This is a genomic window from Candidatus Sulfotelmatobacter sp. (assembly GCA_036500765.1).
GTDB lineage: Bacteria > Acidobacteriota > Terriglobia > Terriglobales > Acidobacteriaceae > Sulfotelmatobacter.
Genome location: DASYBM010000001.1, coordinates 12,041 through 35,415 on the forward strand (window position 1 = coordinate 12,041; position 23,375 = coordinate 35,415).

At 57.2% G+C, this 23,375-nt stretch carries 18 protein-coding genes; 6 read left to right on the plus strand and 12 right to left on the minus strand.

Annotation, left to right across the window (positions count from 1 at the left end):
• The first annotated feature begins 388 nt into the window (after positions 1 to 388).
• Positions 389 to 1,126 (plus strand): urate hydroxylase PuuD, encoded by a 738-nt coding sequence (locus VGM18_00060; protein HEY3971360.1) that lies wholly within the window; start codon positions 389 to 391, stop codon positions 1,124 to 1,126.
• An 87-nt stretch (positions 1,127 to 1,213) separates the two neighbouring features.
• Complete coding sequence (locus VGM18_00065) at positions 1,214 to 1,747, plus strand: hypothetical protein (protein HEY3971361.1); 534 nt, start codon at positions 1,214 to 1,216, stop codon at positions 1,745 to 1,747.
• A 207-nt stretch (positions 1,748 to 1,954) separates the two neighbouring features.
• On the opposite strand, the gene VGM18_00070 is transcribed toward VGM18_00065, so the two are convergent.
• Both VGM18_00070 and VGM18_00075 read right to left on the minus strand, forming a co-directional pair.
• A complete protein-coding gene (locus VGM18_00070; protein HEY3971362.1) occupies positions 1,955 to 5,389 on the minus strand; it encodes a carboxypeptidase regulatory-like domain-containing protein in 3,435 nt (1,144 codons plus the stop codon).
• Between the two features lie 459 nt (positions 5,390 to 5,848).
• Complete coding sequence (locus VGM18_00075; protein HEY3971363.1) at positions 5,849 to 6,895, minus strand: SH3 domain-containing protein; 1,047 nt, start codon at positions 6,893 to 6,895, stop codon at positions 5,849 to 5,851.
• A 411-nt stretch (positions 6,896 to 7,306) separates the two neighbouring features.
• Here VGM18_00075 and VGM18_00080 point away from each other — a divergent pair, with 411 nt between their 5' ends.
• Positions 7,307 to 7,921: a thioredoxin domain-containing protein gene (locus VGM18_00080; GenBank protein HEY3971364.1), complete on the plus strand. Its 615-nt coding sequence runs from the start codon at positions 7,307 to 7,309 to the stop codon at positions 7,919 to 7,921.
• A 534-nt stretch (positions 7,922 to 8,455) separates the two neighbouring features.
• Here VGM18_00080 and VGM18_00085 read toward each other — a convergent pair.
• From VGM18_00085 to VGM18_00095, 3 genes are all read right to left on the minus strand, one after another.
• Complete coding sequence (locus VGM18_00085; GenBank protein HEY3971365.1) at positions 8,456 to 9,124, minus strand: Ig-like domain-containing protein; 669 nt, start codon at positions 9,122 to 9,124, stop codon at positions 8,456 to 8,458.
• A gap of 449 nt (positions 9,125 to 9,573) precedes the next feature.
• Positions 9,574 to 10,536, minus strand: a complete 963-nt coding sequence (locus tag VGM18_00090) for a hypothetical protein (GenBank protein ID HEY3971366.1) — start codon at positions 10,534 to 10,536, stop codon at positions 9,574 to 9,576.
• Positions 10,537 to 10,842: 306 nt separating this feature from the next.
• A complete protein-coding gene (locus tag VGM18_00095) occupies positions 10,843 to 11,277 on the minus strand; it encodes a DUF2203 domain-containing protein (protein HEY3971367.1) in 435 nt (144 codons plus the stop codon).
• A gap of 147 nt (positions 11,278 to 11,424) precedes the next feature.
• On the opposite strand from VGM18_00095, the gene VGM18_00100 reads away from it, so the two are divergent.
• On the plus strand, positions 11,425 to 11,955 hold the full coding sequence (locus VGM18_00100) for a superoxide dismutase family protein (GenBank protein HEY3971368.1): 531 nt from the start codon (positions 11,425 to 11,427) through the stop codon (positions 11,953 to 11,955).
• A gap of 112 nt (positions 11,956 to 12,067) precedes the next feature.
• Here the strand turns inward: VGM18_00100 and VGM18_00105 are convergent, their stop codons facing one another.
• From VGM18_00105 to VGM18_00135, 7 genes are all read right to left on the minus strand, one after another.
• The gene (locus VGM18_00105; protein HEY3971369.1) at positions 12,068 to 13,315 is read right to left on the minus strand and encodes an aminotransferase class I/II-fold pyridoxal phosphate-dependent enzyme; all 1,248 of its coding nucleotides are present in this window, start codon (positions 13,313 to 13,315) and stop codon (positions 12,068 to 12,070) included.
• Positions 13,316 to 13,473: 158 nt separating this feature from the next.
• Positions 13,474 to 15,291, minus strand: a complete 1,818-nt coding sequence (gene aspS / locus VGM18_00110; protein HEY3971370.1) for an aspartate--tRNA ligase — start codon at positions 15,289 to 15,291, stop codon at positions 13,474 to 13,476.
• Between the two features lie 173 nt (positions 15,292 to 15,464).
• Positions 15,465 to 17,708 carry a hypothetical protein gene (locus VGM18_00115; protein ID HEY3971371.1) on the minus strand — a complete coding sequence of 748 codons (2,244 nt, stop codon included), beginning with the start codon at positions 17,706 to 17,708 and terminating at the stop codon, positions 15,465 to 15,467.
• Positions 17,709 to 17,911: 203 nt separating this feature from the next.
• Positions 17,912 to 19,606, minus strand: a complete 1,695-nt coding sequence (locus tag VGM18_00120; protein ID HEY3971372.1) for a M28 family peptidase — start codon at positions 19,604 to 19,606, stop codon at positions 17,912 to 17,914.
• A gap of 279 nt (positions 19,607 to 19,885) precedes the next feature.
• Positions 19,886 to 20,383, minus strand: a complete 498-nt coding sequence (locus VGM18_00125) for a TlpA disulfide reductase family protein (GenBank protein HEY3971373.1) — start codon at positions 20,381 to 20,383, stop codon at positions 19,886 to 19,888.
• Between the two features lie 112 nt (positions 20,384 to 20,495).
• A complete protein-coding gene (locus VGM18_00130) occupies positions 20,496 to 21,047 on the minus strand; it encodes an energy transducer TonB (protein HEY3971374.1) in 552 nt (183 codons plus the stop codon).
• Between the two features lie 10 nt (positions 21,048 to 21,057).
• Entirely contained in the window at positions 21,058 to 22,107 is a 1,050-nt protein-coding gene (locus VGM18_00135) for an A/G-specific adenine glycosylase (protein ID HEY3971375.1), read from the minus strand.
• Between the two features lie 149 nt (positions 22,108 to 22,256).
• Between VGM18_00135 and VGM18_00140 the strand changes: the two genes are divergently transcribed.
• Positions 22,257 to 22,484: a hypothetical protein gene (locus VGM18_00140; protein ID HEY3971376.1), complete on the plus strand. Its 228-nt coding sequence runs from the start codon at positions 22,257 to 22,259 to the stop codon at positions 22,482 to 22,484.
• Positions 22,485 to 22,537: 53 nt separating this feature from the next.
• A complete protein-coding gene (locus tag VGM18_00145) occupies positions 22,538 to 23,317 on the plus strand; it encodes a septal ring lytic transglycosylase RlpA family protein (GenBank protein HEY3971377.1) in 780 nt (259 codons plus the stop codon).
• The last annotated feature ends 58 nt before the right edge of the window (positions 23,318 to 23,375 follow it).

A 23,375-nucleotide genomic window follows, 5' to 3' on the forward strand; every position in this document is an offset into this window, starting at 1 on the left:
CCACAGGCGCCCATGGACCGCTCAATATCACAGCATATTCCTCGCGGCCTTCCCGCTGCCACTGGAACAAGGGAACAACCCGGCTGAGAATGCGCCCAAATCCGCGGACCGCATCGCAGCAGGTGGATGTCAGTACCATACGGCGATCTCCGCCGCTTTTCAACTGGAATTGGAAAGTAGCCTAAACTGCTTTGTCATCTTCGGTGCAGCCGTTCTTCTAAGCCGAAGGAGTCTCAGGCTTATCCAGTCCGGCGCGTGAGCGGAACGAACCTGCCGCAGACGGACTCCAATCTGACCCGGTTGACACCGCCCGCAACAAAAGCGCAGACTTGGCGAACAATTTTACTGCGGAAAATTTCTTAGCGAACCGTTGGGTGGAGGAAATCCTATGCACCATTTCGCCGCGGCAGCATCTGTGGTCATGCCCACCATTACCGGCAAGGAAGCTGCCCAGCTCATTATCCGCTGGTTCCACATCATCGCCGGCATCACCTGGGTCGGTCTGCTCTATTTCTTCAATCTGATCAACGTCCCGTTCATGAAGCAGGTGGACGCCAGCAGCAAAGCCAAAATTCTTCAGTACCTCACTTTGCCCACTCTGAACTGGTTTCGCTGGAGCGCGCTGGCGACGGTCTTTCTCGGCTTCTGGTATTGGGGAGAGTTCTACGTGGGAGCCGACGCGCAACGCCAAGGCGGAGGCGAAGGCGCCACCATGGGCCTCTTCTTGCTGCTCTGGATCGGCGCATGGGCCATCCTGTTTCTCATCATTAAGAAGATGACCCCCAGCGGCTACGTTCTGGGCGCGATCACGACCGTGCTCGTCTATGCCGCAGGCTGGATCTTTGTTCATTACACCCCCGTCGGCGGAGACGACAATCACGTGCTCGCCATCGGCGTCGGCGGAGGCATGGGCATCGTGATGCTGTTCAACGTCTGGGGCATCATCTGGCCCAACAATAAAAAGATCATCCGCGGCACCCTAGCCGGCACTCCACCCGCCAACGCCGCCATCATGGCCCGCCAGGCCTTCCTGGCCTCGCGCATGAACTTCTTCCTGTCGGTGCCACTGATCTTCTACATGGCCGCCAGTTCGCATTTTTCAAGCACGGTAATCTTTGGAAAGTAGGACGTATAATCAGTACCAGCAACTACGAACCCGCCGGGCAGCAACCTTTCAAAAGGCCAAAACGCTCGGAGAAGGATTTTTGCTCCCATGAAGGTGCTTTCGATATCTCCGCTTCTTTTGCTGTTGTGTAGTCCAATTCTAGTTCAGGGTGCTACCACTCCTGAGCCACCGCAAGTAGGCACGACTCAATCACAGTCTGAAATGCCGGCTGGAATCGATGTCGCATTGAAGAAGTACATCTCCGCGTATGAACAGCGAAATATGCAAAATCTCTTGGCGGTTTGGCCCGATTTGGAAACCGACAAGAAGGAATTCGGCTCAATCAAGAAGCATTTTGATGATGGCAGCGTTTCAAATGAGCACATGAGCCTGCATCCGCTTGAGACGAAGTCCATGAACAATGAAGCAGTCGTCAAGTGCGAGCGCACTGAGAAATTTGCGAAGGCTGAAACTCTGGAGAGCGGCGGCGATCTGATGATGAACCGTTCCCCAGCCCAGAATCCGGGCAACAGGGAATCAACGAAGACGGTAAAAAAGACGGACAAGGTCTGGATGAAGCTGCACAAGCAAAATGATGACTGGGTCATCACTGCGGTCAGCAGCAAAGAGCTTTCGCTCTAACAGGCGGCGGAAAAACTCCCATTCAATGGTGCTTTGAAAGGCGCCTTTCAGCACTTGATGCCTTCAAGTGAGTGGACGCGTCTGCCCACATGGCTCTGCGTTTGTCTGCCGCTTGTAAGTAACTCTCTTCAATAAGCATGAACTTTGCTTTAATAAAAGGGGCGGCCTCATTCGAGGCCGCCCAAGTTTTTACAGTTGCCGAATCGGTTAGAAGGTCAACCGAGCCTGCACTTGCAGTAACCGTCCAGATACCGCAGATCCAACGAACGCACCATACGGGCTGGTCGGCGGCTCCACAGTGGACCGAATTGTTCCGAATTGACTGCTGCTGGTATCCGAAACCGGGTTTGCGAAGCTCGGGTGGTTGAACACGTTGTACGCGTTCGCGCCGAGCCCAAGACTGATCCGCTCCGTCAACGGAATATTTTTCAAGATGCTAATGTCCGAATTGAAGTAGTGAGGGCCGCGGAAGGAATTCCGAGGAATATTACCGAAATTGGTTTCAGACCCGACTGGGGTAAACTGTGAGCCCTGAAGGCACTGGGTCGGATTCGCCCCGATCCCGGGATACAGGCAGCTCGGCGTTGAGCCGCCCAGGAAGTCGGGCAGAATCGTGAGACTGCTTGCATTGCCAAGTCCAGAAACAGCGCCCGCCGGGGCGGCGCTGTCGTAGACTGTGTATGGATATGCGCTGCGCCAGAAGAAGGTCTCGGAGAGTACCCAACCGCTAACCGCTTTGTTCAGGAATCCGTTCGCCTTGAACGGAAGCTCCCAAACATAGTTCGCGCTGATGTTGTGTCGCACATCATAATCCGAATTGCTGTAGTTCAGGCTGCGCAGGCTAATGGGACTAATTTGGTTGAGGAAGCTGTCGCCATTGCTAAAAGGCAGGACTCCACCGTTGGAGACGTCATCCAAAGCATGTGACCAGGTGTAATTGAAGGTGCCTGTAAACCCAGCCGTGAAGCGCCGGGTTACGGTGCCAGTCAGACCATTATAGTTGGAAATGCCGCTGTTGTTCAGCAAGGTCACAATCCCGAAGTGGTCATCGGGCTTCGTGCTCGGCAAGCCAACAAAGCCATTCGTGCTATACGAGTTCTCGAAAGCGTTATTGATGAACTCGTCATATCCCTTGTTTCCGACATAGTTCAGACTGAGCGACGTCTTCGGGCCGATCGCCTGCTGAACCTCGAAGTTCCATTCCAGATACTTCGGGTTCTTGAGCGTGTTTACGACCGAATTGTAAGTGGGGCGAGCAGCTCCTGGAGGTAAGGTTTGCGAATTGCCTCCATTCGTGAAGTTGGCGGCGAATGCAGCATTCGTGCTCTGCGCTGTAGCTTCTGCGCTAATCGCTCCTTCGTCCGGAGAATACGGCAGCCCACCCAGGACGAAGCTGTTGAGGTTCGGAGAAGTGCGTGCGAAGGTATCCACGATTGTGCCGGGATACAGGTCGGAGAACAGGCCAACCCCTCCCCGAAGCACCGTTTTCTGGTTTCCTCTCGGATCCCAAGCGAAGCCGAACCGGGGCTGCATCACAACTCTCTCGATATTGGGGAAGGCCGAATGCTGGTTGGCGATAATGAGTTGGTTGTAGGGTGTTGCGGTGTCATGCGTGATCTGGCTGAAATCCCCGCCTGCGAGTTTAGAGAAGCAATTCGTTTGGCAGACCATGTCTGAGTTGCGATCGGCTCGCAGAGTCATGGTCAGCTTGAGATTCCTATTCACTCGCCATTGGTCCTGGAAATACAGACCCATGCTGTACATCGCCATGGGCTGTTCCAATCTCGTCGGAAACCGCTGGGCAAAAATGTCAATGAACCCTGAGACGAGATCGGTAGTGGAAAATACCTCGTTCAGAGGCGTGACCGCGCGGACGCCGAAAATTCCGTCGGTAATGTCGAGACGCTTGAAGTTGACGCCCATTTTCAGTTCATGCGAGCCTCGCGTTATTGAGAGGTCATCCACGAACTGAGCTTGAGTTACATTTCGTCCCTGCGGAAAATCATAGTTTATGCCGCCCACATCCGACCACGAGGAAGTGTCGAAATCCAGCATCGCGTAGGGGAAAAGGGCAGTCGCCGCCGATTGGTTGACCGATTTGAAGAATGCGCTGTAGTAAAGACCCGACATGATGAAGGAGTTCAACACCCTGGGACCAAAGGTGTGCGTCCAGTTCATCTGACCTTCGTCCTGGGGCTGACCGCTGTTGTCATTAAATACCGGACTAACAGGGTCGGTGTACGTAGCTTGCAGTCCACGATCGGCGCGGAACCTGAAGTTCAGCTTGTCGCTTTCAGAAGCAACCCAATCCACCTTGCCCACGATAATGTATTCGTGGCTAAGCTGTCCGGCATTGGAGTGGAATTGCTGGGAACAGGGAACCCCACCGCCGCCGTTGTTCACGCCGTAAGCTGAGTTGAAAGTGGTAGGAAGACCACCGAATTGTGCCAGCGACGGCAGGAAATTCCCACCCACGTTCAGGTCGCCGCAGCCAAGATTAAGCGTCGAATCGAAACTATCGTCGACAGGCACCGCTCGGTTGATCCCGGGCGCGCTAAGGTACGCATTGAACATCTGCGTGTAAAAAGCCGACGAGTTATTGAGTGTCTCCCCCGCCAAAATCGTGGAGTTCGCCGCTAGATTGTTCTCCACGGCCGTTGCAAAAGCTGCCGTCGGCAGCACTGTCTGCTGGGCGGTCCCGAGGATGTACCGCAGACCTTCCGTATCGAAGAAGAAAAACAGCTTGTCCTTCTTGATCGGCCCGCCAATAGATGCCGCCCACTGATTATTATTCTCCTGCGGAAGCGGAGTTCCCGACTGAACGTTGAACCAGTCGTTGGCGTTCATGCCGCCGCTGTTGAAAAAGTACTGAGCGTTTCCGTGCCAATTGTTGGTACCGGATTTGGTTGCGTAGTCAACCTGCGCACCCGCCATGCGACCGTATTGGCCGGTGTATCCGTTGCTGACAACCGATACTTCCTGAACTTCGTTCTTACCCAGCAGCAGGTTGGTTGCGCCAGAATTGTTCAGGTTCAGGTACGGATCGTTTTCGTCGTTGCCATTGACCGTAAACAGGTTCGACGTTGCGGGGAGGCCGAAAGCCGTGAAGTTGCCGTAACCACCGCCGCTCGAAGTGTTGATTTGAACTCCAGGCGAAGTATTGGCAACCGCCGTCAGATCGTTGCCGCCGTTGGGGAGCAAGTCGACCTGCTTGGCTGAAAAGGTGGTGGAAAGGTTGGCATCCTCTGTTTGGATGAGGGGGGCTGCGCCGCTAACTTCCACAACTTCCGCGCCGGATCCAATCACCAGTTGGATATTTACCGTCGTCGTCTGTCCTACCGCTACTGGAGCCGACTTCTCGGTGGTGCGAAACCCCTCACGCTTGACACTGACTTTGTAAGCGCCGGGCTGTAACAGTGGAAAGCCGAACGCTCCCGAGGCGTTCGTGGTCGCGGTAGCCGTAACTCCAGTCTCGCTATTCGTCAACGCGACCGTCGCGCTGCCGACCACGGCATTCGACGGATCGGTCACCGTGCCCGAGATCGCGCCTGTCGTTGCACTTTGCGCCAACAGCGCACCGGGGATCAACAGGGCTGTCACCGTCAAAATTACGAGCAATTTGCTCAATTTTGTAAACCGCATTTCCTGCCTCCTTCGAAATTTTTCGCCACTAAAGACTGACAATGACAATCGGATGCCAGCGCCTTGGCCGGTTTCCCTGGGCACAAGCGGGCGTTCCGCTGAATTGCAAGCCTAGACTGCAACCACTGGATTGCAAGACCTCTGAGACTTCTTGAAATAATGTGAGAGCTTGGGCTTTCAAGCGCCTGCAAATTACTCACCCGTCTATGCGGGCTTCATGATATCTGTCGTACAACAACAATGCTCACACTGGAACGCAACCTTTAGTGCAAGTCACGATCCAAACACTCCTACAAACAAACAGTTTGTTTTCAATGATTTAGTATTGGAACGACTGACTCGAATACAAAAATCAGTAGAAGCTATCGAGGAATGGTATGACATTTGGAAGGTGGCGGTGGCCGAGGCTTGTCGCGAACCAGCTTGCCCAATGGGGAAAAAATGTGACGGAAACTGCCGTTAGCGCCGTCGTTTCGTCGTTCCTCGCGACAGGACTTCACCGGGCGCCAGCACTCTGCGGACGATCGGCGTGTTCAACTTGTACTTTCGCTCAGTAACATTGCCCGCATCGTCTTTCACTCGCAGGATGAACACTGGCAAAGTTCCTTCTTTATCGAACTCCTGCTTGGTCACCGTGACCGGGAGAACTCCGTTAAGACCGTGCTCGCGATATGCCGTTTCATAGCGATGCTTGCGGGTGTTCCAGGTAAAGACGCGCACCTGATCGTAGTCGTAGGGCAGGCCGTCGTGCGGATCGGTCATCACGCAAAGGTATTGCGGCACCTGTTTCTGCACTCCCTTGTCGTTGTCGGGCACCTCGTTCAGCGCGAAGAAGGCGACGAAGCGCTGGCCTTCGGCATATTGCGCGATGTCGAGTGGGACGTCAACATCCACCATGCGCGCCAGCACCCATCCCACGCGGCCCTGCTCGTCGCGCACCAGCCACCAATCCTCTAGTGGCGGGCCCGACGGTGCGGCCTTTCCGGGCTTCGAGGCTTTCAGAGCCGGCGCCGCGCCCGGCTGTCTCTCGGCAGTCGCCCGTTTCAGGATCGCCACCTTCGCCCCCGACGCCAACTGATAAAGATGTTCCGTTTCGCGGCCCGGCGTCACGTGCATATTCGTTTCGTTGCGCAGAATTCCCGGGGCCTGGATGGGATCCGCCTGATTATCCGCGCTGAGCTTCTGGAGGGCGTCAAAGGTTTTCTGGTCGACCAAAGAGCGCTGTTCAATCCAGCCTTCGAGTCCGCTGCCAGTGCGCACCCGGGCGAAACGCTTCTCGCGCTCCAGCACCTCGACGCGTTCTCCATTTTTTACGCTGCCCACGCGACTAAAAGCCACCGCAACCTGGTCGCGCAGCGACGCCTGTGGGGCCGAGACATACGCCACCTCCAGCACCCGATGCCGGCCCCGGCTACACCCTGGAACAAGCAGAAGCGAAAGTACGACGGCCGCCGGCAAAACCAGCAGAACGAGTCTGCCTGAGCGGAAATGAGCACGAATTCGCATGATGAGTGCTAAGTGCTAAGCCGCAAACTTTTACTATAGCGCGTTGCCGGTGTGAGTTTGCTGGCTGAGTAGTGACGCTCTAGGGACAGCCCAAGCATCCTTTTAGGCACTTTGACTATCATTCTTGGCACTGCGGTTTTAAGATGCTTCACCGCAAAAACGCGAAGAACTGCCGCGCAAGAACGCGCAAGGATCCGCAAATATCCAACAACACAATCTTGAACGATCAAAACATCGGAACCGGTCTCGGTTATCATCGTTTGGCAAGGCGTCGTTGGCAAGACGTCGAGGTAGGGAAATTCCTGGACGCGGGCTGCCGCTGGAAGGGCTCCAGCGTTTAAAATAGAAGCGGTTAATAAGGAAATAGCTCCGCCATCGACAAGTATCGCTGATAAAGATCTAGAGATCCCAATGAAGAACAAACAGTTTCGCACTCGTCTGGATATCTCGTTCCTCGTCACTTGCCTCGCACTCGCCGCCGCGGTTTGCGCCTCGGCCCAGGATACCGTGGATACCGTCCTGCGTCCCCCCAAGGGATCGCAGGTTGCCATTGTGGTCTTCGAAGACCTACAGTGTCCTATGTGCCGCCGCCTGGCTCCGCTGGTCGAACAGGCTTCCAAGACCTACAAGATTCCCGTGGTGCGACACGATTTTCCGCTGCCTATGCACAACTGGTCGTATCAGGCCGCGGTGATGGCGCGTTATTTCGATACAAAATCTAAGGCCCTGGGCAATGAGTTCCGCGATTACATTTTTGAGAACCAACTCGAGATCGATCCATCGAACCTGCGCTCTTACGCCGAAAAATTCGCCGCCGCGCACAAGGTGGACCTGCCGTACGTCATCGATCCCGGCGGGAAACTGGCCGCCGAAGTGAACGCCGATCGCGATCTCGGCAAAGCCATCAAGCTCGACCACACCCCCACGGTCTACATCGTCAGCAGCCGCAATCCCAACCGCCCTTACGTCGAAGTCAAAGACAACAGCCAGCTTTATTCCACCATCGATGCGGTGATGAAAGAGTAGTCGACGATTGCAGATCTTTTGATTTTTGGATTGCAGAATGAAAAAAAGTCAAAAGCATGTCCTGGCCGCGTTCAAGCGCATTCGCGCGCGAGCTCATCGGCTGCACAAAACTCGGCTGCACGAGACGAAGACCGGTAGAACTGCCTTTGACTGGCCTGCTCTGAAGAAGCTGAGAGATGAAGATCGCCCGTAATTAAGCTCCCGTAAACCTTCCTGCTGGGTGCGTGATGTTGCCCGTTCGGCTTTCGTAACAGAAGATACTTTACTTTCTTTCAGCATGCATCCGGCCGAGTGCTAGGCTCGGTCCCTCTGGCTAGCCCAAACACTGAAACTCAACGTGGTCGGGACGGCCGACACCGCCATGTCGCTGGGCTGGTCGGGGACTCCTGCGGACTCCGCGACGTCGGTGTCCCTCGTCGGCTACGACGCGAACTGAAGGCCGACTCGGATGCTCCCAAGAGAGCGCAACGCCCCATTTCTCGCGCGAAGAACGTGAGAAATGGGGCCGCCTTGTTCATCTTGGCGTGCGTACACCTATTGTGTGACGTTCAGAGTTGCTTTACCCACTGCGTTGGTACCTGGATAGCTGGCAACGACGTTATATTGCGCGCTTGTTGCGCCAATCAACGGCTCAAACCCTTCGCCTTGGCCAGCCACGTAGGTAAGCGTGAAGTTCGCGGTCTGATCGGTGCCACTCAAATCCTGAACGGTCCAGACTGCACCTGCGTTGGTAATATCGGTCCCGCTGGGCTCAGCGGTTGCGCTGAAATAGGCTGAGGTTTGATTGACTGTGGCACTTCCGCTGCTCGGGCTGACCGTGATCGAGGTCACGTTGGTCAGGACGACGGTGACCGTCGTCGATCCAGTGCACGCGGAACATGAGCCAGAGGAAGCTGTGATCGTAGCAGATCCCGTTTGGACTCCATCCACTATGCCGGAGGATTGTCCGACAGACACGGTCGTGGAATCACTGGATGACCACGATACTCCTGATGTCAGCGTCTTCTGGCTGCCATCGTTATAGGTACCGGTCGCGCTCATTTGATAGGTCTGGGCTACGTTCAGGGTTAGACTCTGGGGACCGACCGAAACACCGGTTAGTGTCGGATTCACGAAAAATCCCCGGCAGCTTACTGCCAGGGCTAGGGTTGCCAGCGCGGCCAAGGCGCCGATCAGCCGGAGTTTCTGCTTCGTCGATGACATAAATGATTGAGACTCCTCGGTCGCGCCCCGCTGCGATCTTTAGAACGATATCTATGGATTCGACCCGCTAGATCTATCCGCCCACAACCTGCAAAAATTGTAGCAGAGATGATTTCGCCTGGCAGACACCGTGGTACCTAGGCCGCGGGCGCGGAACCATCTCTGCTAATCACCCTCCGACCGCCCTAGCCACTTGCTCCCGGTTAGAACGCCGAGGGCAATTCAGCTTGCAGAAAATGTCAGGCCTTCACCAACTCTCGGTTCGGTGGAACAAGAAATTATGTGGGGACAGCCGCCCTCGGCTGTCCGGCCGGGCAAAGCCCGGCTGGGTCTTTGCATAAAAGTTAAGGATGGGGCAAAAGTCAAAAACCAGCGGAGCTTCGCTCCGCCGGACAGCCGGGGGCGGCTGTCCCCACATTGCTCTTTATTCTCTTTCGTCTAGTAATTCCTTATCGCCCCTTCTTGGGACCACTCTGCTTTCGGGGTGGTGGACTTGATCTGTGGGAATTCTGCCTCGGCGCGCTCGGCTTCGACGCCGTGGAATGGTGCGCACTCGATCCGTTATTTTTCGATGGCGGCGTAAACGCCCGGAAGCCGTCGTTCGATGCCCCCTTATTCCCCGCGGGCGCCCCTACCCGCGCCTCTTTCGGAGACATCGCGGGCGCGTGATATTCTCCGCCCGCAGACCGCGCCGGAACTGCCGACCGGCTGCTGAAATCGGCAGCCCTGGACGTGGCCGCAACCGCCGGACGCCCTTGATTTTCCGACGCGAAGTTCTGCCGATTCTGGCTGGCTGCCTGCTCGTGCTGCGTCTGCTCCGCCAGCGGAGCGGTGTGCGGTTCGTGCGCAGCCGCTTCTTCCTGCGGAGTCGGCGCGGCCTTCACTCCGCCTTCGCCGCCGTTATAACTTGTGGTGTTCGTTGTGTCGACCGCGACCGAACGGTTGTAGACCGTGGTCACGTTCGTCACGCTGACGTTGGTGACATAGCGGTTGTAATAGAACCCTCCGCCGCGCCACTCGCCGCCGACGAAGCCGACGCCGCCATAACCGAATCCGTAGTTAATTCCGCCATAGAAGCCGACGTGCGGCCCCCAGTATCCCGGATGCCAGGCATAGAATCCGCCGCCCCATCCCCAGTAACCGGGCGTCCACAACATGCCGACCGGCGCCATCACCCAGGTGCCCGGCACCCAGTAGTAACCGCCATCATCGCTCCAACCCCAGTACCCCGGGGTCCACAGATATCCCGGCCCGGGGCAGAGCGGCTGCGCGTAAACCGGCAACGCCGGCGGACCAACGCGCACCGAAACGCCCACCCCGATCTGCGAAAACGATGTAACCGAAAACGACAAAAACGATAAGATGACGACTGCCACCAACAGCCACCGCACCGCGGCCCGATTCGTGTTCATCGCCGATCCCCTTGCTAAGATCTCAGGTTTAAGGAAGCTGCTTCATGGAAGCTTGTCTGCACAGATTCAGGTCTGGCAACTCCACCGGCCCTCATAAAATTGTGCCAGCCTATTGTGCCGCAATAGTCCGTGTTTGGCCTGATTGCACTTCTAGCCTGTAAACCCTGAACTTTGGAGTATGTTGCTGCAAGATAAGAAACTTTTTAGATTCGAGCAGATTTAAGAGGCAGGCGTCGGCACTGGGCGTCAGTTCCAGCGAGGAAAGGTCTGAGGTCTGAGGCCTGACGCCTGACGCCGACGCCTGCCCTAATTCGCCCGCTTCCCACGCGCAATCCGCTCGTCGATCGGCTTGCGCCCCGCGAATCCTTCCTGCGTCCCATGCCAGTGGGTAATGGACTTCTCGCCCATCTTCCAGCACAGCAGAATCACCTGGCCGTCAATGTCGCAGGGAAAGTCGAGTAGCCCGATGTCGATGTCTTTCACCTGCACGCCGATCGAGTCGATCTCCGCCAGCGCATCTTTGGCGCGCTGCTCGGCTTTCACGCGCTCGGCCTTGCGCCGAGCCAGAGGCACGACATCGACGAACATGCCGCCATTGAGAAAAATCCGGTGGCCGAGAGCCTGTTGTTCGGCCTCCACCGCTTCCATCAGGCTCTTGGCCGCAATCGCGGTGCGCAGCAGGGACTCCAGCACCGGCAGCAACGACTGCGCTTCCTCCAAAGTAAAAGTACGCTCCGCCATGCCTCTATTCTACTGCACGCCGAACGTAGCCTCGCCGCTTGTCGCCCTAGTGTTGCGCGACTACGGGAAAATAGGCGAGACACCGGTGCGGGCAAGCTTGAATCCCCATGGGCTATAATTTTGTTCGTCCTTGGAGGTGTGATTCCAATGAAATATCTTGCTTCTGGCGCCTTGGCGCTCGCCTGCGTGTTACCCATGATCGCTAAGTCCCCCGCGATGCGAGTAATACAGCTAATGAACGCGGAAGGGAAATCTGTAGGCACGATTGATCTATGGACGCAAGGGCAGGGTGTCGGCCTTGAACTGCATTTGCATGACCTGGCTCCAGGGGAACATGCCATACACTTCCATCAAATTCCCAAGTGCGATGGTCCCGACTTCAAATCGGCGGGGGGACACTTCAATCCCGGTGGCAAGAAGCACGGGTTCGATAATCCAGATGGACACCACGCCGGCGACATGAAGAATTTCATCGTCGATGCAATGGGAAAGGCGAACGGGATCAAAATGCTGGACAACGACGTGACCCTTGGCGGCGACGGCCACTCGCTCTTCAGCAACGGAGGCACGGCGATTGTGATCCATGCCAAGGCCGACGATTACAAGACCGACCCGTCCGGCAATTCCGGCGACCGGATAGCGTGTGGCGTCGTCACGAAAGTAGAGATCACGAAATAGCCTTTCCTCCGCTCCATTATCATCAGGATGCTTTGTCATTCCGAGCGCAGCGAGGAACCCGTTGTTCGCCGGGCAACTCCTCTGCTCTGTTCCTCTGTGCGGGCCTGTGAACTCAGCGCGTCAGCTTGCGCAGTTTCACGGCGGCCGCATCCAGCGTCTCCGGCCTCTTGCAGAAGGCAAATCGCACCTGTCGCGCCCCGTCTCGCGGATCGCGATAGAAACTCGACCCCGGAACACAGGCCACGCCGATTTCCTGCACCAGATATTTCGCAAACGACACATCGTCGTCGAATCCGAATGCCGAAATATCCGTCATGACGTAATATGCCCCGCGCGGGCGAAAGCATTGAAAGCCCGCTACCGTCAGCGCCGGCATCAGATGATCGCGCCGCACACGATATCCCTCCGCCAGCTTCGCGTAATATTCCGCGGGCAGGGTCAGCGCGACCGCACCCGCTTCTTGCAACGGCGCAGGTGCGCCCACCGTCAAAAAGTCATGCACCTTGCGGATCGCATTGCTAATCTTCTCCGGTGCAACTGCCCATCCCACGCGCCATCCCGTTACGCTGTAGGTTTTTGACATGCCATTGATGGTCACCGTCCGCTCGCGCATGCCTTCGAGCGATACCATTGAAATATGCTTGGTGCCGTCGTAAAGAATATGTTCGTAGATCTCGTCGGTAATCGCGAGCACATCGAACTCGACACACAGATCGCGAATCAACTCCAGTTCGGCCCGCGTGAAGACCTTTCCGGTAGGATTGTTGGGCGTATTTAGTATGACGGCCTTGGTGTGTTTGTGGAAGGCGCGCCGCAGTTCCCTTTCGTCGAACGTCCACTCTCCGCCATCGGTTGCCGGCGGACGTAGCTTCACAAACTTGGGCCTCGCCCCACTGAGAACTGAGTCCGGCCCATAGTTTTCGTAAAACGGTTCGAAGATCACAACTTCATCGCCCGCGTTGCACACGGCGAGCAGAGTCGAAATCATCGCCTCGGTCGAGCCGCAGCAAACCGTAATTTCTTTTTCGGGATCAACCGTAATCCCTTGCCACACGCCCATCTGCCGTGCAATCGCATTGCGCAGATTCTTCGCGCCCCAGGTGATCGCGTACTGGTTCACGTCGGCTGCAACCGCCTGCTGCGCTGCCTGTTTGATCTCCGCCGGAGCGGGAAAGTCGGGGAAGCCCTGCGCCAGATTAACCGCGCCATGCAGCATCGCCTGCCGCGTCATCTCGCGAATGACGGACTCGGTGAATTGCCCGACCTTATCGCTGAGAAATTGTTTGCTGGTCGTTACTTTGGGTGCCCCATTTCTCGCGTTCTTTGTGAGAGGCGGGGATTTGGATTGGGAAGATTTCACTGAAGTCCGCGAGCGACTTGCCTTGCCCTTGCTGGAAGTTCTGTCCGCCATATGAGGCAGACTAGCATACCGTTATGCGCGAGAGTCGGCTCTTTACGCTCCTTCCAGAATGTTTTCATATCCATGACGAAACTCTTGCTGGCGCGGCCGTCAAGAAACTACTTTTTCACTGAAATTCCCAACTCCCTCAGTTGCTTCTCATTCACCGGCGTCGGGGCATCCACCATCAGATCCACCGCGCGGGCAGTTTTGGGGAATGGAATCACTTCGCGCAGGCTCTCCGCTCCGGCCAGAATCATCACAATGCGATCTAGGCCCAGCGCGATGCCGCCATGCGGAGGCGTGCCATACTCCAGCGCTTCCAGAAAGAATCCGAAACGTGCGCGGGCTTCGTCTTCGGTCATGCCGAGAGCGCGGAAGATTTTGCTCTGAATGTCCTGGCGATGAATACGAATCGAGCCCGAGCCCAGTTCGGTGCCGTTCAGCACAACGTCATAAGCCAGGGCGCGCACCGCGCTGAGCGGCGATTGCGGATCGTTCACCGACTCCACGCCCGCCTCGAGCAATCCCATGTCCTGCTCGTGCGGTGATGTAAACGGATGATGCGCTGCCATCCATTGCTTTTCGCCTTCGTCCCACTCAAACATGGGGAAGTTGGTAACCCACAAGAAACGGAAGTCTTTCGCGGGATCGCCGCTCTTTTTGAAAATGCCGTGGCGCTCGGCATATTTCTGCGCCAGCGCCAGTCGCAGCAGACCGGCCGACGCATAAATCGACAACTCCGCAGGCGTCACCTTGCGGTGAATGGGCATTGCAGTCTGCGGCCCAGCCTGCGCCGACCCGGCCACCAGCACGACGAGATCTCCATCTTCCGTTGCGATCTTCTTCGAGATTGCCTCCGCCGCGTCGGGAAACTTGTTGCCGATGCGCTTGAAGTCTTCGAACAACTTCGCGCCGCCCTTGGAGTGGAACATCGGTTTGATGTCGTCGCGCTCTTTGCGGGAAAGTTCGCCAACTTTCGGCGTGCGAACGGCGATGACCGGCAAATTTGCGTTGATCGCCAGTTCCTGCAAATTCTCCGCCGTGAAGCAGTCGCGCACGTCGGTAAAAGCCGGCAGCCGCAAATCTGGCTTGTCGATACCATACAAGCGGATGGCCTCGTCATAATCGATGCGCGGAAACGGAGTCTCAATTTCACTTCCCGCCGCGCGAAACGCAGCCGTCAGAAATCCCTCGACCACTTCCCACACTCGTTCCGCCTGCGGATACGACATTTCCAGATCGATCTGCGTGAACTCCGGCTGGCGATCGGCGCGCAGGTCTTCATCGCGGAAGCAGCGCACAATCTGAAAATACTTGTCGAATCCGGAAATCATCAGGATCTGTTTGAACAACTGCGGCGATTGCGGCAGCGCATAGAACGACCCCGGCTGCACGCGGCTGGGCACCAGATAATCGCGCGCCCCCTCGGGCGTCGAGCGCGTCATGAACGGCGTCTCGATCTCGAAAAATCCCTGAGAGGAAAGATAATCGCGGATCGCCTTCGCCACCTTGTGCCGCGTTTCAATGTTGAACTGCATCACGTCGCGCCGCAGGTCGATGTAGCGATACTTCAGCCGAGTCTCTTCGTTAGTGAGCGCCGTGTCGGAAGGAAGGAATGGCGGCAGCTTCGATTGGTTCAGAATGCGTAACTCGTCGACCACCAACTCGACTTCGCCCGTGGGCATATTCTTGTTCACAGTGTTGGCGTCGCGCAGCTTTACCGTTCCGATCGCGGCGATGACGTACTCGTTCCGCAGCTCACCCGCCTTTTCGTGAATCGCCTTGTCGCGCTCGACGTTGATGACGATCTGGGTCACGCCCGTCCGGTCGCGCAGATCGATAAACAGCAGATTGCCGTGGTCGCGCCGCTTGTTCACCCATCCCATAAGCACGGCTTTGTTGCCGGCGTCTGAAGCGCGCAGTGCCCCGCACATATGAGTCCGTCGTAAATCGCCTAAGAAATCGAGCAAAATGTGTCCTTATCGTTAAGGCCAGATCGTTAAGGCCAGGATTGCGGCAGAGTGCCGAAACTCAAGATTATATCTGGACTTGCTGTATTGGACTCGTGCGGAGCTCGCGAACAGAATCCGATCGGCCGGATCGAAGATCACTTAGCGATGCTAGCGCCCTTGCGTTTTTCCAGGGCTGCGTAAATCGTAGGGTCGGTGCAGACTTCGTAATACTTCCGCTCCGTCCATCCTTTCAACGAGAAATCCGCTGGATCGATCCGAGGGATGCGGCTTTCTCGCACCACGATCTTGCGGAAGATATCGCGATCGACCGGCACCGTGGCATTGAAAAGGACATACTCGCCCTTGTCCGAAGAAGCGATCGATGCGGGCAGGCGCACCTTCAAGGGCTCGAGCGTAATTTCTTTCTGCAATTTGTTAAAGGCAGTTTCATTCATGCGAATTCCGCCCAGGTTGAAGCTCACGATTACGTCCTCCGGGTTCCCATCCTCGTCCAGTTCCGCCGACTGAAAGGCGTAGACGTGGAAAGGCCCCGCCAGGGGCTCCATGACCTTCCGCGCTCGCTTGTTGCAGGAAGATAGCCGGTCGCTTTCGTTTAGCGCTTCGGAAATCATGATCTGATGCTCGCCATCCATCAGATAGAGCGGAGCCGAGTCCTGCGCCGTGATGCCGAGCCCCAGTTCCAACTGCGGCATGCCGGAGCGCTGCATCAGTTCGTTATATCCGCGCACGATTTCGATGATCTCGCGAGCCAGTACGCACATGCGGCTCACGGCCAGCCCCGGCTCGCCTTCGCGCTCCAGGATCGCCAGAATGATCGCGTCGCCTTCCAGGAAGACCTTCCGAGCGCCATACTTCTCCAGCAGTTTGTTCACCGGATCGTAAAAATTCAAGCTGAAGTATGACGCTGGGTTCAGGCCCTTTTCCATCATCGTCCGCGTCAGCCGGGTTGAGTCGCGCACGTCAGCCTTAAGTACAACGTGCCTCAGCACGCGGTCGGAATCGGTCTGTCCCTGCTCTTCCGGAAGCAAAAACTCATAAAGAGTTCCGTTCACCAGCGACAATTCCCGAATCCGCTCATTGCTGACGAGGCTTACGGTATCGAGCGCGGCGTTCATAACCTCCAGACGCCGCAAGTCGCGATGGTAGTGAAAGAAATCCCCCAGAAAGCGCGCCGCCACTTTCGCCCGTTCCGCTCCGCGGCAACTGGCGACCTTGGCCACCGCCGCATATAAGCTGCTTGGAGAAAGCTTGCCGTGCTCCTGAATCATGCGCTCCACGCGGTCGCATTCGGCGCGGTCGATCAGCGCATTTTTCAGCTGCTGCGCATTGATTCTCGGCGCATACTCGTTCAGCAGAGGCACCACGTGATAGGAAGCGATTACGTTTTCCATCACCGCTTCGTCTTCCAGCAGGCGTACCCATGCCGCGAGCCGATCCTGCTGCGCCAGCCCTTCGTCGGAATTGTCCGGCGTGCCGGTCCCCACTAATTCCCGCGCATTGTCCGGCACGTTCATCCAGGAATCGAGCGTGTCGGCGCTTACCTCTTCGCCATATTGCGAGCGCAGAAACGCCGACGCCACTTCCCGTATGCGGCCATAACGGTCCGGGTCGCGATCCCAATTGCCCAGCATGACGTAGTGTTCGGCGCATAGATGGTCGTCCCGCCCGTCTTCGGAAAACAGCAGCCGGTTCAGGAACAGCGGATAAGTAAAAAATGCCCCGCCAGTCGACTCCTCGCCGAAAAGCGACCGCCGCATCCGGGCCAGAGTACTCTTTTCCACTTCGCGCAGGGTCTCGAAGATTTCTTGTCCGGTCTTGCGCAGGATGACTTTCTTTCGCACCTGGAAAGCCGCCAGCCGCTCGCGATATTCGTGCGCCTTGCCCTGCCGCATTCCGTCATAGCTTTTCAGCAGCAGGCGGCAGCGCTCAAGCACCTGCGAGAATTGCACGTGCATCTCGGTGCGCAGAAACTTGGTAACGGCCAGCCGAGCAAGAAGGTCCACCGACAATTTGAATTCTTTTTTTGCCCGATTGAGCGAATTGACTTGTAGTTCGGTCAGCGCCGACTTCCACGCGCTGGAATCGTTTTTCGGCCTCACTGTCTTTTCGGCCTGGCGTGCCATCCACGAGGGTCCCTGGCTCACCCGCGTAGTCTCTGCGGAAAGCAATCCTTCGAGATCACCGTGACGTGCGATCAAGTGCGCAATCTGCGCTCGCGCGGCCTCTACGAACTTCGGACTCAGCACGACGTCGTGCCGCAGGTTATCGACCCCAACCGAAATTCCTTCGAGCGAAATGAACGGAGTCGACGCTGCCAGGTTCGGCGGCGCCGGTTTATCCGGCGCTCCACCCAAACGAAAAATGGGAATTCTCGGCATCCTAAGTCAGGAATCTTTGCGGAAGTTGCTGATTTCAAACGGACATGTCGAGGTTAACACGCTCCGAGAGAGGACCAAAGTTACCTAGGTTACCGGGATAATGCGCTGGGTGCCCCATTTTTCGAGTTCTTTGCGAGAAGTGGGGCTTTTCCATGAAACTAGGATGTGGAAATTTGGGGGCTATAAATTTTACGTGCTGCCCGCTATTGACTCTTCATCCTTGCGGCTTCGAACTCATCGCCCTTCAGCCATTCCACCCGTTGTGGCAGGCTCGCCGCCTCCCATCCCAGGGCAAATCCAAACCGCGCCATGGCGGAGTCGCCGACGAAATCCATCTCCGGATGGTATTCGTCGCTGGGCTGGTGATAGTGCTTTTCCACGTAGTCGCGCTCCTGCTCGAGCCCCCAAGCTTCGGTGTGGCCCTTGTACTTCATGCCTTCATTGATGGAGAAAGACGGAATCCCGACGCGCGCCAGGCTGAAATGATCGGAGCGGTAGAAGTGCCCGGCCTCGGGCAGTGCATCCGGACGAATCGCGAGCCGAAATTCCTTTGAAGTCGCTTCCACCGCGGGATAAAACGTCGTCCGCTCCGCTCCGGCAACTTCCACTTCTTCCGGCGCGCCCAGCGGCTTCACGTCGTCATAGTTCAGATCGAGGGTAATCTTTCCCGCCGGAATTGGCGGATGCTTCCCCAGATATTCCGATCCCAGCAACCCCTGTTCCTCAGCCGTAACCGCGGCAAAGATGATCGAACGTCGCGGCCGCTGGGCTGCGCCTCCGAAGGCTCGCGCTAATTCGAGCAGAATGCCGCAGCCGGTGGCGTTATCGTTGGCCCCATTGAAAATGTTGTCCCCCGGCATATCGGGACGAATGCCGAAATGGTCGTAGTGCGCCGTATAAATGACGGCTTCATCGCTCTTGCGATCCGACCCCGGCAGAATCGCTACAACATTGCTCGATTCGAAATTGCGAATCTTGCTGACCATGTGCGCCTGAAGCCGCGCGCCCAGATTCACAGGATGAAAATCTTTCGATTGCGCATCCTTCAACATCTTCTCCAGACTCGTGCCCGAGGCCGAAGCCAGACGCGTCGCCGCATCCAGATGCACCCACGCCGCCACTTTCAGCGGCGAGCCCTCGACTCTCAGAAACGACTTCTCGCCCGAAAATGAATTCCTCACTACATCCCAGCTATAGCTCGCCATCTGCGTCTGATGGATAAGGATCGCCCCGACAGCGCCCTTGCGCGCGGCCTCCTCATACTTGTAAGTCCAGCGTCCGTAGTAGGTGAGGGCCTTGCCTTTGAAAAACTTCGGATCGTCCGAGGGCGGTTCGTTCACCAGCATCAGCAGAACTTTGCCGCGCACGTCGATGCCCTTGTAGTCGTCCCAGCCATATTCGGGCGCTTCGATTCCATAGCCCACAAAAACGATGTCCGCGTCCACATCCGACTGCGCCTGCTGAGTGTGATCAAAGGCCACGTACTCGTCGAGCGCTTTCAGATGCATCGTCTCGCCGTGTTTCGGCACCAGCGAGAATTGCGTGTCGGGAAGCGTCGTGATACCCACTAGCGGCACCTTCTGCATGTATGTGCCGTGGTCGCCGGCGGGCTTGAGTCCATATTCGGCGAACTGTGTCGCTATGTATTCCGCAGCGACATCGCCGCCGCGCTGCCCGGTGCCGCGTCCCTCAAGCAGATCGTGCGACAGGTAACGCACGTGCCAGCGAATGTGGTCGGGAGTAATCGTCTCTAGAGCGTTAATGGCCGGGCTCGGCAATTTCGCCGACGCCACAATCTTCGCTCCCTTGGAACCGCCCGCCCCGCCCTCGGCCCATACTGGTTTTGCGCAGACCAAACTCGCGCATGCCAGCAGAGCAGCCGAAATGGAATTCAGCATTCCTCGCATAAAACGGATCTCTCCCCTAACCAAGCGGCGCGGCAGATGGAAGTTCTTAATGAAAGTCTTACAAGAATTGTAAAGCAGCGTTTATCGCGAACAGCAGGAGAAATGGCCTGACCGCAGCACGAGAGTTCACTACACTGTCGGAATCAGCGTGCTTCAGGCGAGCGACCGGACATGTCTGCAACGCGAGGGTTACTCAGTGTCCCTCCGCGGGCCTCTGTGGTTAAGATTTTGATTTGGTATCCCGCCGACCGGCGGTCAGTTTTTCGATCCTCAACCAGCCCGAAAATCCCGCACATCTTCACCGGGATTGAACACCGACGCAGGCGCTGTTTTTCCCGCGTCCGCGATCCTACGGTTAATCTCTTCGAAATCCGCTTTCACCCACCCAACGCTGGAGACTTCGATCTCCGAGTCCTGCGCGACCCAAAACACAGTCGGAACGTTGGTTAGCCCGTAGGCATTCGAGACCGGATAGGAGTGGATGTCATCGAGCAGCACCGGAAGGGTGATGCCGAACTCCTTCTTAAACGCCGCCGTATCTTTGGCGCTGTTCTGTGAAACTCCAAACAGCCGCACTCCCTTCGCCCCATAGATCTCATGCAACCGCTCGAGAAAAGGCAGCGCATACTGGCAAGTCGGACACGACACTTTGAAGAACGCCAACACCACCGGCCCGCGAGCCAGTTCCTCGCTGAGCAAGAATTTCTTCCCATCCAAAGTCCTTAACTCAAAGTCGGGAGCTTTCGTCCCCGTAGTTAGTGCCGCCATTGATCGTTCCCTCGGTTTTAAGAATGCTCGCCTCGTGCGGGTCTTCGCGCGCCGCATCAGTCTTGGTTTTAGATGATGCGGGGCCTCATTTGGAATCGAGATAAGCTTCGCTTCAATAAGAGGCTTCGGTCTCGACGCACGTAGTTGATACCAGAATTGCCACTTGGCCTTGCGACTGTGTCACTGCTGGGGGCCGGTTCTCGGGACAAAGCCAGGAAGTGCTTCGTCGCATGCCGCACTTCCACAAGAAGAGGCATTTAGACGAATGCACGCTTCGCTCCTGATCAACCTTTCTGTAGCCGTTGTCCAGAAACCCGAACGTATAGGTCAATGAATATGACATCCCGGAGTCGGTACACCTACGGCACTCGAACTGCGACTTCTGCGCGCTATCCAGCGCCGCCTGCTTGAGCATGGGATGCCCGCTGACCACCTCGGCAGATTCGACGCTTCCATCCGTCCCGATCGTGAGCTGGATTCTGACGTCGCCCACAACCCGCGCCTGCCGCGCCAAGGGAGGATAGACCGGCGGAAACAACCTGGTCATCACGACGCCGGTCGGCGAATCTTGTGCTGCTGCCGCGTTCGGCGTGTCAGCGTTCTTAGCGGACACGGAGATCGGCAGGGAAACAAGCAGCGCCGAGAGTAGCAGAAACCGTCTCATAGGCAAGAGTTTAGACGTAGTTGCTCGCAGCAACGATGAGATTCGCCTTGCGCAGAATCTTCCGTGCCAAACCGGTTAGCGCAATCCGACTCAAACGGTGCACTCCAACCCATTCGCCGTGCAGTCCTTCCGGTGCAGCCATCCGCCAAACCTGCACCACATAATCCGTGACCGTGATCGAATGCCGCAGCGTCATTGAAGGTTTGTTATTCCGAGCCTTAGCGAAGCGAAGGGGAGGAACCGGCTTTTTCCTCGCCGATGGCTCCGGCGCTGCCAGTTCGGGCAAGTCCCACATCCCCGCCATCAGCCGCGCATCGCCCGCCCGTTGCACCAGAAAAACCGCGCCATCACGAAAGTGAAGCGCATAATGAATTTCCCGTTTCTTCTGCCGCTGCGATTTTGCCGATCCGGCAATCTCTCCGCGAGTGGCGCACAATTCCACCACCGGACAAGTAAGGCAGGTCGGCACTCGCGGTGTGCACACTGTCGCCCCTAATTCCATCATCGCCTGATTGAAATCGCCCGGCCGCGTGCGATCCAGCAAAGCGTCGGCTGCCCGCCAGAAATCCTCCCCTACCAGCCGCCTCCCAGAAAACCGCTGCAATACCCGCTCCACGTTTCCGTCAACCACTGCAACCGGCTCATCGAACGCGATACTACCGATCGCCGCGGCAGTATACCGTCCAATCCCCGGCAACTCGCGCCAATCCGTCGAACTCTGCGGAAATCTTCCGCCCAATTCCCGCACGATAACCTTCGCCGTCGCATGCAGCATGCGCGCCCTCCGGTAATATCCGAGGCCGCTCCACGCCGCCAGTACCGAAGCCTCGCGCGCCCGAGCCAACTTCTCCACGGTCGGGAACCGCCGCAGAAATTCGTGATAATGCGCAATCACCGCTGCGACGCGCGTCTGCTGCAGCATGATTTCCGATACCCACACCCGATACGGGTCGCGGCTTTCCCGCCAAGGCAGATCGCGCGCATGCGCGTCATACCACGCCAGCAGCTGCCCACGAAATGCCGACTCGCGTGCGGTATACGCTTTCGTTTCGGAATTCATCGTCAGAGGCTGCATTTTAGCGCAGGCGAGAACCACCGAATTCCGCTCTTGCCCATTGACCCTATCTCTCAGTCCACGAAATAATAACCCTGCCTGGCATCCGCTACACCGCGTGGACCAATTCACGCCGAATTTTCGCGAGGAGCACCATGAGCGACTTCAACCGCAAGGTGGAAGGCGCATCGGCACGCGTCAGCCAAACCATTGGCGACGCTGCCGAGCGCCTGGAAAAAGAGATTCCCGAATTCATCAAGTATCTCAACGACGAAGTGGTTCCGGCGGTGCGTACGCACTCCACCAAAGCCCTGCGGACCGCGTCGGAGAAGCTCGCGGAATTCGCCGACTACATGGAGCAGCACCCGCATCCACACAAGTAGAGCATCCAAGCACTCGACTCGCAGGCACGCCACGCCGCTTCGTCAAAATGGCTATGCTGTTGATCGTTCTGATCGCGATCCTATTGCTGAGCGGCTGTGGTCATCCCAAGCAGGCGCATGTCGATGTACCGCCGCCTCCGCCGCCAGCAACCAATCCTGAGCCTGTAGCTCCACCGGTCGCCAACGTTCCCTCCGCCAAAGCGCCTATCGCTTCCCGATCAGAGAGAGAAGCGGACCAACCCGACTCCGACCTCGCCGAGCCCACGCTTCCCGCCGACGCCAAGCCTCTCGCCGTCGAAACCGGACTCGCCAGTTGGTACGGCCCTCCCTATCACAACCGTCGCGGATCGAACGGCGAAGTCTACAACATGCACGCCATGACGGCCGCACACCGCACCTATCCCCTCGGCTCGATCGTGCGCGTCACCAACCTCAAGACCGGACACACGGCCCTCGTGCGCATCACCGACCGCGGTCCCTTCATTTCCGGACGCGTTCTCGATCTCTCTCTGGCCGCCGCTCACAAGCTCGACGTCTGGCAACCGGGCGTGGCCGAAGTGAAAGTCGAATTGATGCAATCGGGTGCATCGCCGGGTTCACCCGGCAAATGGGTCGTGCAAATCGGCGGATTTCCCCACGAGCCCGCCGCGCGAAAACTCGAGTCCCGCCTGAAGCGCCGCTATCGCACCGCGCAGGTCTTATGTTTCGCGAGTCCCGCCGGGGATTGGTGGATTCGCGTCCGCGTCCTCAACGACGATCGTGACCGAGCCCAAAAACTTGCCGCCGAAACCGCAACCCCCCAAGGCGCCGTTTTCCTTGTCCGACTCGACTAGTGTCCTCCCTCGTCATCCTGAGGCCCGCGCCCTTTGCGGGCCGAAGGACCCATGCAAC

What these genes read in the sequence shown, in the direction of transcription:
- VGM18_00060 (HEY3971360.1), top strand. Translation starts at nt 389, where the DNA reads ATGCACCATTTCGCCGCGGCAGCATCTGTGGTCATGCCCACCATTACC.
- VGM18_00130 (HEY3971374.1), bottom strand. Translation starts at nt 21,047, where the DNA reads ATGAGACGGTTTCTGCTACTCTCGGCGCTGCTTGTTTCCCTGCCGATC.
- VGM18_00135 (HEY3971375.1), bottom strand. Translation starts at nt 22,107, where the DNA reads ATGAATTCCGAAACGAAAGCGTATACCGCACGCGAGTCGGCATTTCGT.
- VGM18_00090 (HEY3971366.1), bottom strand. Translation starts at nt 10,536, where the DNA reads ATGAACACGAATCGGGCCGCGGTGCGGTGGCTGTTGGTGGCAGTCGTC.
- aspS (HEY3971370.1), bottom strand. Translation starts at nt 15,291, where the DNA reads ATGTGCGGGGCACTGCGCGCTTCAGACGCCGGCAACAAAGCCGTGCTT.
- VGM18_00140 (HEY3971376.1), top strand. Translation starts at nt 22,257, where the DNA reads ATGAGCGACTTCAACCGCAAGGTGGAAGGCGCATCGGCACGCGTCAGC.
- VGM18_00145 (HEY3971377.1), top strand. Translation starts at nt 22,538, where the DNA reads ATGCTGTTGATCGTTCTGATCGCGATCCTATTGCTGAGCGGCTGTGGT.
- VGM18_00115 (HEY3971371.1), bottom strand. Translation starts at nt 17,708, where the DNA reads ATGCCGAGAATTCCCATTTTTCGTTTGGGTGGAGCGCCGGATAAACCG.
- VGM18_00100 (HEY3971368.1), top strand. Translation starts at nt 11,425, where the DNA reads ATGAAATATCTTGCTTCTGGCGCCTTGGCGCTCGCCTGCGTGTTACCC.
- VGM18_00125 (HEY3971373.1), bottom strand. Translation starts at nt 20,383, where the DNA reads ATGGCGGCACTAACTACGGGGACGAAAGCTCCCGACTTTGAGTTAAGG.
- VGM18_00120 (HEY3971372.1), bottom strand. Translation starts at nt 19,606, where the DNA reads ATGCTGAATTCCATTTCGGCTGCTCTGCTGGCATGCGCGAGTTTGGTC.
- VGM18_00065 (HEY3971361.1), top strand. Translation starts at nt 1,214, where the DNA reads ATGAAGGTGCTTTCGATATCTCCGCTTCTTTTGCTGTTGTGTAGTCCA.
- VGM18_00080 (HEY3971364.1), top strand. Translation starts at nt 7,307, where the DNA reads ATGAAGAACAAACAGTTTCGCACTCGTCTGGATATCTCGTTCCTCGTC.
- VGM18_00095 (HEY3971367.1), bottom strand. Translation starts at nt 11,277, where the DNA reads ATGGCGGAGCGTACTTTTACTTTGGAGGAAGCGCAGTCGTTGCTGCCG.
- VGM18_00070 (HEY3971362.1), bottom strand. Translation starts at nt 5,389, where the DNA reads ATGCGGTTTACAAAATTGAGCAAATTGCTCGTAATTTTGACGGTGACA.
- VGM18_00085 (HEY3971365.1), bottom strand. Translation starts at nt 9,124, where the DNA reads ATGTCATCGACGAAGCAGAAACTCCGGCTGATCGGCGCCTTGGCCGCG.
- VGM18_00075 (HEY3971363.1), bottom strand. Translation starts at nt 6,895, where the DNA reads ATGCGAATTCGTGCTCATTTCCGCTCAGGCAGACTCGTTCTGCTGGTT.